Source organism: Pseudomonas morbosilactucae (assembly GCF_023241665.1).
Classification (GTDB): domain Bacteria; phylum Pseudomonadota; class Gammaproteobacteria; order Pseudomonadales; family Pseudomonadaceae; genus Aquipseudomonas; species Aquipseudomonas morbosilactucae.
Genome location: NZ_JALQCX010000014.1, coordinates 24,455 through 33,719, shown reverse-complemented (window position 1 = coordinate 33,719; position 9,265 = coordinate 24,455). Strand labels below are relative to the sequence as shown.

The window sequence follows — 9,265 nt, the reverse complement described above, 5'->3', positions numbered from 1 at the left end:
CTGCGCGCCGTCGACGTCGTAGCTTTTCAGCTGGCCCTTGGTGTCGATCAGCGGCCGCCCAGTGGTCAGGGTGGCCTTGGGCGTGTTGATAAAGCCGCAGCCGTCGCACGTGATGCCGTGGGGGTTGGAGAGATCACATGGGCCGATTTGCCGGCACCCTTCGGTGTAGCCCTTGAGTGCTGGCGTGGGCTGCCGCCGTTGACTCGTTGAGGATGACCTTGGCCGCCTTGCCCTGCAGGTTGCCGTTGCCGGTGATGTAGCCGCCGAGCTGGGTTTTCTGCACCTTGCTGGTGCTGTTGTTGAGGATGACCCCCTGCTGGCCGACGTTGTAGTCGCTGAACTTGTTGTGGGACAGGCCCGTGGCGTTGGGCTTGGCGATGTTGATCACCGGTACGCCGTTGCCCGCCTGGCCGACGCTGGTGGCGCTGCCGTTGACCACGATGCCGTCCGCCATCGCCCACAGCGGCTGCCAGAACATGACGTTGGCCAGCAAAAACGCCAGCCCGCGCTTGGGCAAACCCCAGAACGAGCGGCGCGGTTGCAGGGTCGCGGAGGGCTGGCGAGCCAGGAAGGCAAGTTGGCGAACATCCATGTCGAGGGCCTCGAAAGAGCGAAAGTTAGAGGAACAGGTCCAGGCGGAAGTAGATCGGCGCTTCGCGCTCGCTCAGGGCATCTGGCCGCTCGAGGGAGTGGGCGAAGGTCACGCTGGCCGCCACATTGGGGCCGCTGGCGAACAGCTCCAGGGAGTTGCTCGACACCCGGCCGTGCTGTTCTTCGTTGTAACGGTCGTTGCGGATCGCCCCCAGGTCATAGCCCAGGCCCGTGCCGTACTGGTTGAACACTGGGCGCAGCCAGTCCCAGGTCACCGGGCGGCTCCAGCGCAGGTCGTTGCGCCAGTAGTAGCCGCTGTCGCCGGACAGGGTCTGGTCCTTGTAGCCGCGGATCGAGGCCTGCCCGCCCAGGCTCATGCGCTGGTTGCTGAACAGCACATCTTCACTGCGCTGGCCGGTCACCAGGCTGCTGAACACCAGGGACTCCCCCGCCACCGTGAACGGCTGCAGGTAGCTGGCGGTGGCGCTGTACTTGCGATAGCGAGCCTTGGGCGTGAGGTTGCCGGAGGGGTCGCGCTGCTGGTTTTCGGCCTGGGCATCGAAGGCGCCAATGCCGTTCTGCATGCCCAGGTCGAGGTTGACGAAGGCGCTGCCGATCCGCCGGCCATGGTTGATGCCGAATTGGGCTTCGCTCAGGCGGTTGCTGCTGTCGAGCTTGATGTCTTCGAAGTAGTTGTTGGTGCGCAGGTAGCTGGTGCCGACGCTCAGGGAGGTCTTGCTCACCGCATCGCGGTGGATCACCCGCTCGGCGCGCAGTTGGTGCAGCTGGCTGTCGCCGCTCTGCTTGAAACTCAAGCCATCGAACGCCAGCGGGTAGCGGTATTCGTTCTGGTTGAAGCTGTAGCTGAAATTCCACCAGCCCACCGGCAGGTTGTAATAAAGCATCGAGCTGCGGGAGGTTTTCTGGTGATCGCTGACCGCGTCGTGGCTGCCGCGCAGCACCAGCATGTCCGCCAGGCCCAGGGGGCTATCCCACTCCAGGGAGGCGCCCCACTGCTGCTCGCCGGTGGCCTTCTGGCCGTCATTGCTGCGCGACAGCCTGGCGCGCCATGGCTTGTCCGGGGTGTTCCTAACCAGCACTTCACTGCCCCCCACGGCCTGGCCCGGGGTCAGCTCCATTTGCGCACGGTTGGAGGGCAGACGGTTGAGCTGGTCCACCAGTTGTTCGATTTCCCGCAGGTTGAGCAGGCTCCCGGGCGTGCCGGGGAACGCCATGTTCAGCTCACGCGCCGAAAGCCCGCTGCCCTCGGCGCCCTTGAGGCCTTCGAGGGTGCCTTCGACCACCAGCACCTGCAGGTGGCCGCTGCTCAGGTCCTGCTGCGGCAGGTAGGCGCGGCTGGTGACCAGACCCTTGGCGAGGTAGTGATCGGTGACGGCCTTGAGCAGTTGGTTGAGCTGGGGCACCCCCAGGCACTGGTGGCTGTAGGGTTTGACCAGAGCCTCGCGCTCGGTGGCGGACAGCGAGTCGGCACCCTTGAGTTCGATGTCGGTAATGGGGAAACAACGCACATCCACCGGCGCAGCAGGCGTGGCCGGCGTGGCACTGTTACCCGGCAGCTCCTTGAGCTCTTCAAGGCGCCGACGCTGCTCTTCGAGCAGGCGATTCTGTCGGTCGCGGATCAGGTCCTGGTCACCTGGATTGGGTGTAGCGGCGAACGCCGGGCTGAACAGGCCGAGGCCCAACAGGCTGCACAACACAGGGGCAAAAAACCGCTTGCCTTGGATAAGTAAATCCATGTTCGATCCTTCGAAACAGCAGATGATGGCAACTAATGGCGAATGATCTTAATTAGCCATTGAATTGATATCACCCAACTATCAACCACACTTCAAGAAACCCCAGAGTTCGCACTAGGCGGTTTCTGGCGAGGAGGCAAGTTCGACTGGCAACCTTTAATAAAATTCCTGGAGGGGATGACGCTTTATCCGAAAAGTGGACTCAAGTCACATTTATCAACAATCAAACGCACTTGAAAAACAGCATTCAAGCAAACAAAAAGCCCAGTATTCACTGGGCCAAATGGTTAAAAATAAGAAGCTAAGCGCTCGTTGACGGCACTTGACTTGAACACTGCTTAATCGTTAGCAGCCAGTAATACCCGTTAATCAACACCCGATATAACTGTCTTTGATAGCGCAATAAAACCGACAAGCGGTATAACTTTCATACAGGCTCATCGCCACTAACTAGGGGCTGACCAAAGACACAACACCCACTTCTTTCACTCAACTTCCAGGGGCCAGATGCCGGGTGGCCGACTGCGCAACAGGCCAGCGTTCTTCCGGGCGCATGCGCATCAGCAGCGGCGTACTGACATGGGTGATTCCACCTTCATCATCGTTGTGCACGATCAGGGTGCCTAGGCGGCGCATGCGCGAAAAATTGTCCGCGCTAAGGCTGAAGCTCTCACTCAGGCGTCGGTCATCCACCACCGGGGCGGGCTGGCGGGGCGGGTAGCTGCGCGCCTTGAACTGCCGATACCGGGCCCAGCCGATCAGCACTGCAGCGTTGAACACCGCCACCCAAAAGTAGATTTGCAGGGTGGTCAGGGCGTTCAGCAGGCCAATCTCCAGGCGCGGCCCGCCGTGGCTTTGCAGCAGAGGCCACAAGCCCCGTGCCAGCAAGTACAGCAAGCCGATCCAGGCCAGCAGGGTCAGGGCCGTATCCACCCACAGCAGGACCGGGCGTTGTCGGGTTCTGATGATTCTCATCCGTTGATCTCCTCAGGCTCATCCAGGGGTTTGATGCCGCGATCCGGGCTGACCCAGCGCGCGCGTTTCTGATGCTGGCCGAACAGCACCTTGGGAAAGCTGACCAGGGTGGTGAACAGGCTCACCAGCCAGAACACCAGCGGGTACCAGACCACCCAGAACAGGGTTTTCCACAAATCTTTTTCATAGCGCCGGTCAATCAGCAGGCTGATGGCGAACTGCAGCAGGCAGACCATCGCCAGCACCAGCCCGGTAAAGGCCGGTGGCAGGATGTGCTGCACCGCGATGGCCTCGGGCATGACGATGAATTTGCCCAGGGCCCAGAACAGGATCGACAGCAGGAAAGTGAACGCCCAGCCGGTGGACAGGCAGTAATCGAAGAGCAGCACCCACAGGTAGCGGTGACGCCATTGCCAGATGCCGCGAATGTTCTTGAGCAGCACTTCGGCGCCGCCCTGGGCCCAGCGCAGACGCTGCTTCCACAGGCCGCGCAGGGTTTCCGGCATCAAGATCCAGCACAGCGCCCGGGGCTCGTAGAAAATGCTCCAGTGGTCCAGTTGCAGCTTCCAACTGATGTCGATGTCTTCGGTGATCATGTCCGGGCTCCAGTAGCCCACCCGGTGCAGGGCCGAACGGCGGAAGGCGACCACCACCCCAGACACCGTGAAAACCTTGCCGAATACGCGCTGGGTGCGCTTGATCAGGCCGATGATCGAGGAAAACTCGCCGACCTGGACCCGCCCCACCAGGGTTGAACGCGTGCGAATCCGTGGGTTGCCGGTCACCGCACCGAGGCGGCTGTTGTGCAGCATCGGCGCCACCAGGTAGGCCGCGGTGTTTGGCGCCAGCAGCGCATCGCCGTCGATGCACACCAAGTACTCACTGCGCGCCGCCACCGCGCCCATACGCAGGGCCACGGCCTTGCCCTGGTTCTCTGCCAGGTGCACCACCCGCAGGCGCGGGTCTTCTGCGGCCAGGGCATCGAGGACCTCGCCGGTGTTGTCCTTGGAGCCGTCGTTGATGGCGATGACTTCAATGTTCGGGTACTGCTGAGCCAAGGCCGCGTGCAGGGTGTCGGCCGCGTTGTCGCCCTCGTTGTAGCAGGGCACCAGGATGCTGATCAGCGGCTCACCGACCAGGGCCGGCGGCAGGGTGTCGGCGTGCCAGGGCCAGTGGCGCTCCCAGTGCAGCCAGAAGTACAGGCCGCCGGCGATCCACAAGCCAGACATGAACAGCGGGTAGAAGAACACGAAGTCCATCAGGAACTGGCCGGTGGCCAGGAAGATCAGGCCCAGGGGCACACCCAGGACAAGCGCCAGCACGCACAGGGCTAACAGTCGATCCATCATGATTCAAGGGTTCCATTTATTGGAGAGGGCGGGCCGCAGGGTTTCCAGGTTCGGCGAGGCGTCGAGAAAGTTGTCCGGGTAGTAGCCCAGGTGCACGGCGCCCTGGCGCTTGAGCCGGCCCAGCCAGTCGGCCAGTTGCGCGGCCGGCAGGTCCACCGCCGGCCGTGGCCGCCAGTCCCGGGCCTGGAGTTCGAACACCGTGCGCTTGAGGGCCCCGGGTCGCGCCTTGATGCGCTGCACCAGGGCCTCCAGCCAGGGGCCGGATTGCTCCAGGCTCTGGCCTTCCATCAGGGGCATGGCCATGGGCGCGGTCCAGTCGTAGCTGGCGAGAAAATCGTCGAGGTTCTGGGCAAACCAGGTTTCGCTTTCGGGGTTGAGAATCGGCTCGGCGAACAGGTTGCGTGCGGTGCGCACCTGGGGCCCGCGAATGGCCCGGACCTTGGCCGTCAACTCGTCGGTGAAGGCGATCAGGTAGCGGCTCTTGAAGCGGGTCCAGCGTTGCAGGGTGGCCGGGTCGCCGCGCAAGGCGGCCAGGGAATCCGGCAGGCCATTGGCGGCGTAGCTGCGCAGGGCACCGGGGCTGGCGTCTTCGAAATCCGAGAGCAGCGCATCGTCGTGATAGAGGATGCCGTCCACCGAAGTCAGCCGCGCCAGGTCCTGGTAGATCTCACCAACAAGGCGCCGCACCTCGGGGTCGAACGGCGACAGGCGCGGGTATTGATCGGGGTCCACAGCGCTGCGGCCGGTGGCCGGGTCCCAGCGAGTAACCCGGGGCAACGCCCCATCCAGGGCGAAGCTGAGCACCGGCATCCAGGCATAGACCTTGACGTTGGCCCGGGTGCGCAACTGCCAGGCGACCCGATCGAACAGGTCGGCGCGCATCGGCAAATGGCGGTTGGGGAAATACAACTCACGCGTCAGGCCGTCGCCCAGGGGGTCGGCGAAGGCTTGCAGGAACACCGTATTGACCCCCAGGTCGGCCATGCGCTGTACCAGCTTGCCCAGGTTGATTTCCTGCTGGGCCGGGTCCGGGTCGTAGACGTTGTCCAGGTCGACGTGGGCCACCCGCAACGGCCCCTGGCTCTGCACGCCGACGATGCTGTTGGCGAAGCGCTGGCCGTCCGGGTCCGAGGCCACCAGGAAGCGCGGGCTGCTCATCAGGTTATCCAGGGTATCGAGGCCGTCGTCGAGGGTCAGGGCCATCTGGTAGCCCTGCTCGCCGACCACCCGCAGCGCGGTGCCGTCGGCGGCGCCATAGGGCCAGACCCAGACCCGGGGCGCGTGGCCGGTGGCGACGCGGATTTTTTCCGAGATGCGCGCCACATCGCTGCGCAGCCGGGCCTGGAACTCGGCCTCGCTTTCATAGCGCCCGCTTTGGGGGTTATAGCGTCGGGTAGCGGCCGCCGGTTGCAGGTTGCCTTGGGGGTTGGCCAGCACGCCCTGGTGGCTGGCGTCGGTGTGGGCGGCGATTTCCACCAGGCCGGAAGCGGCCACCTCGCGCACCTGATCCCAGGTCAGGAACTGCTCGCGGGGGCGCCGCTCGCCGGCAAAGTCCACCGCTTGCCCGGCCGGGGTATCGACCCAGGCGCCGACGGGTGCCAGCAGCGCCGGCCACTGGTAGCTGCGCAGCAGTGGCATTACCCGGGTGTAAAAGCTCGCGTAACCGTCGTCGAAACTCAGCAGCACGGCCTTGGCCGGCAGTTCCGGGCCACCCTGGCGGGCGCGGAGGATCTGGTCCACCGACACCGCCTGGTAGCCGTTCTCCCGCAGCCAGGCCAGTTGCTGGGTCAGCCGCTCGGTGCGCACCGCCACCACCGCCTGGTCCGGGTCGCGGTCCTCGACGTCGTGGTAGGCAATGCCCAGCACCTGGTTTTTCGGCCAGGGCGCTTCGCTGTCGGGCAACGGGCGCTGGGCCGGCGGCACGAAGTCCGCGGCGGGCTGGGCGCAGGCACTGAGGACCAGGGCGCCCAGCAGCAGGAGGCAACGGGTGATCGAAGGCATCGGCAGACTCTTCTTAGAAACGATAGGTAAGGTCGAGGGCCAGGCGCAGGTCGGTTTCCCGGTCGCCGTCGTAGGGCCGGTTGAGCAGGCTGAGGACGGCGCCGGCTTCAAACACGTCGTTCCACAGCAGGCGCTGGCCGTAACTGAGCAGCCCCACCGCGCCGGTGCCGTAGTCGCGCTGACTGTAGGTCCCGGCACCCACCTGGAATTGCTGGCTCCAGGCGGTTTCGTAGTGCTGGTACAGCAGGTGGTTGATGCTCACCGTGGGCAGCACGCTGAAGTCCGAGCGGGGGTTGAAGTACGGCGTGTTGTCGAGGCTGTTGCGGCTGGCGGCGACTTCCAGGCCCAAGTCCACCTGCACCGACGGCGAGCGGTAGACGCCTTCGCGGCCACTGAGCAAGGCTTCCAGGCGGCGGTTGCCATCGCTGAAGCGGGACGGGCTGAGGGCCAGCTTCCACTCGCGGGCTTCATGGGCCCGCCAGCGGATAAAGCCGCTGCCGCCGTTGGCGGTGATGTCACTGTTGAGGGCCCGCAACGGGGTGTTGGCCGAAAGGTGCTCAAGGCTCGCACCGTATTGCCAGTGATCGTCGATGTCTCGGGCCAGGGACAACCGGGCGCCAAGCTTGTCGGCCACCCCGTAGGCATGACGGGAAACTTCTGCCTCCAGGGTCATGTCGCGGCTGCGATGCTCCACCCCCAGGCGCTGCCAGCGGTGATGGCCGGTGCCTTCGGCAAAATCGCCAGTGGCGTAGCCAGCACCGCCAAACAGACGCCAGTCTTCAGCGATGGGCGGACTGTAGAGCAGGGCTTCGATCCCCAGGTCGCGGCTGCCGGAAACTGCACCCGCCCCCCCCTCACTGCCGCCGAAGCTCTTGCCGGTGTCGGTGGTCAGCCGCAACTCGGCCATGTCGTGCACCTGGCGCTGACGGGCCAGACGCTGCACCTGGCGATTGTCGGGGTGGCGCGCCAACACATCGTCAGTCAGGGCATCGAGCTGTCGCCATTCCTGCAGGTCCTGGGCGGTGTGGGCCTGGGCCATTTCCAGGCCGATGTCGCGGGGGGCGAGGCTTTCACTTTCCTTGAGCAGGTTTTCACTGCGCCGTGGCCAGTCCCGGGCCAGGTACAGGTCGGCTTGGGCCAGGCGCAGGCCGAGGTTGCCCGGGGCCTTGTTGACCAGGCTTTCCAGGCGCTGCTGGCTGCCCGACAGATCGGCCCCGTAGACACCGGCCTGGGCCGCCAGCAGTTGGCTGTCCATCCATTCGTCGTTGGGGTTGCCAACCGCCAGACCCTTGAGTTCGACCCGTGGGTTCTGGCTCTGGGCCAAGGTGTTGGCCACCTGCAGCGCCTCCTCCGGCTGCTGGTTTTCCAGCAGCGCGTAATACAGCGCCGTGCTGTCCTCGACCCGGTCGCTTGGGTCGGCATCGGCGGCAGCCAGTACCTGGCGATACAGCTTGGCTGCGACGTCTGGCTGGCGCTGGTCGAGGTAGGCCGAAGCCACCCAGCGCAGGGCATAGGTCGGCAGGCTGACACCCGCCGTGCGCAGCGCCTGGTACTGGCTGATGACCTCGGCGCTGCGCGCCCGGGCCTTGAGGGCGCCGAGGCGATCGATGCGCCAGCGAACGCACTCAGCAGTGGCGCTGGGGTCGTCGCCCCAACGGGCCAGCAAACGGTCGTAGTCGGCCAGGGCACGGTCGGCAATCACGTAACGCTCCCGTTCGCTGCGCGTCGGCAATTCCGCCAGGCGCACGCGCTCGGCGGCCAGGTCGCCTTCCAGGCGCCCCACGGCCAGCGGCTCGATCAGCCCCGGGCGTTGCCGGGCCAGACGCAGGGCCGGCTCCGGCAGACGTGCCCGCTGCAGGGCGAACAGGTATTCCCGAGCCACTTCGGCGCGCTGGCCGGCGCGGACAAACCCTTGGTCGAACTCGAACAGCGCGTCGTAGGTCGCCCCGGCACGGGTCAAGGCATAGCCCAGGGCCAGCCGGCGCGAAGGATCGTCGGGTTGCGCCGCCACCAGGGCCCGAGCCCGGGCCACCGCTTCGGCGGGCTGGCCGGCATCGGCCTGGGTCAGTGCCAGGCCCAGTTGCAGATCGGCGTTGCCAGGCGCCTGGGCCAGGGCTTGGCGATACAGGCGGCTGGCGTCGTCCCAGCGCTTGAGGTTGCGATAGGCCCGGGCGGTGGCGCTCAGGGCCTGGACCGGCAACGGCCGTTGGCGAGCCTGGGTTTCATAGACCGCGACCACTTCGGCATCAAGGCCGGCCCAAGCAGCAATTTGCAGGTGGTCGCTGACCAGGCCGTTGCTCAGTTTCGCGTCCGGCACTTGCCGCAGGTAATTCAGAGCCGGCCCTGTAGTCCCCGAGCGGGCTTGATGAATCAGTGCGTCGTAGGTCGCGTCGGCCAGGGCCAGGGTGGACCAGAGCAGCGGGCCGCATAAGGCCAGACGGACCAGAGGTCGCAACCCAAAGTGGCGAACGGGGTGGGCAATTCTCGGCATCGCGTCAGCATCCTTACGTGGCTAGCCGGGGTCATGCAGTCCGGCACGGCAGTACGACGCGGATTCTTCCACGCAAGGAGGGGCAGACGAGGGGAATGCAA

The 9,265-nt window shown here is 65.3% G+C and carries 5 protein-coding genes and 1 pseudogene; all 6 read right to left on the bottom strand.

Features of this window, described 5'->3' with window-relative positions:
• Positions 1-592 (bottom strand): annotated as a pseudogene (locus tag M1B35_RS09990) (two-partner secretion domain-containing protein); the annotation flags it as partial.
• 25 nt (positions 593-617) lie between these two features.
• Entirely contained in the window at positions 618-2,348 is a 1,731-nt protein-coding gene (locus M1B35_RS09985) for a ShlB/FhaC/HecB family hemolysin secretion/activation protein (protein WP_268261823.1), read from the bottom strand.
• A 489-nt stretch (positions 2,349-2,837) separates the two neighbouring features.
• Positions 2,838-3,323 (bottom strand): poly-beta-1,6-N-acetyl-D-glucosamine biosynthesis protein PgaD, encoded by a 486-nt coding sequence (gene pgaD, locus M1B35_RS09980; protein ID WP_123328859.1) that lies wholly within the window; start codon positions 3,321-3,323, stop codon positions 2,838-2,840.
• Complete coding sequence (pgaC, locus tag M1B35_RS09975) at positions 3,320-4,672, bottom strand: poly-beta-1,6-N-acetyl-D-glucosamine synthase (RefSeq protein ID WP_268261822.1); 1,353 nt, start codon at positions 4,670-4,672, stop codon at positions 3,320-3,322. The genes pgaD and pgaC overlap by 4 nt, the downstream gene beginning before the upstream one ends.
• Positions 4,673-4,675: 3 nt before the next feature.
• Positions 4,676-6,673: a poly-beta-1,6-N-acetyl-D-glucosamine N-deacetylase PgaB gene (gene pgaB / locus M1B35_RS09970; RefSeq protein WP_268261821.1), complete on the bottom strand. Its 1,998-nt coding sequence runs from the start codon at positions 6,671-6,673 to the stop codon at positions 4,676-4,678.
• A 13-nt stretch (positions 6,674-6,686) separates the two neighbouring features.
• Positions 6,687-9,164, bottom strand: a complete 2,478-nt coding sequence (gene pgaA, locus M1B35_RS09965) for a poly-beta-1,6 N-acetyl-D-glucosamine export porin PgaA (RefSeq protein WP_268261820.1) — start codon at positions 9,162-9,164, stop codon at positions 6,687-6,689.
• Between the last annotated feature and the right edge of the window lie 101 nt (positions 9,165-9,265).

Bases quoted from the DNA above. Each gene is read 5' to 3' on its own strand.
- M1B35_RS09985 (WP_268261823.1), bottom strand. From the start codon at position 2,348: ATGGATTTACTTATCCAAGGCAAGCGGTTTTTTGCCCCTGTGTTGTGC.
- pgaD (WP_123328859.1), bottom strand. From the start codon at position 3,323: ATGAGAATCATCAGAACCCGACAACGCCCGGTCCTGCTGTGGGTGGAT.
- pgaC (WP_268261822.1), bottom strand. From the start codon at position 4,672: ATGATGGATCGACTGTTAGCCCTGTGCGTGCTGGCGCTTGTCCTGGGT.
- pgaB (WP_268261821.1), bottom strand. From the start codon at position 6,673: ATGCCTTCGATCACCCGTTGCCTCCTGCTGCTGGGCGCCCTGGTCCTC.
- pgaA (WP_268261820.1), bottom strand. From the start codon at position 9,164: ATGCCGAGAATTGCCCACCCCGTTCGCCACTTTGGGTTGCGACCTCTG.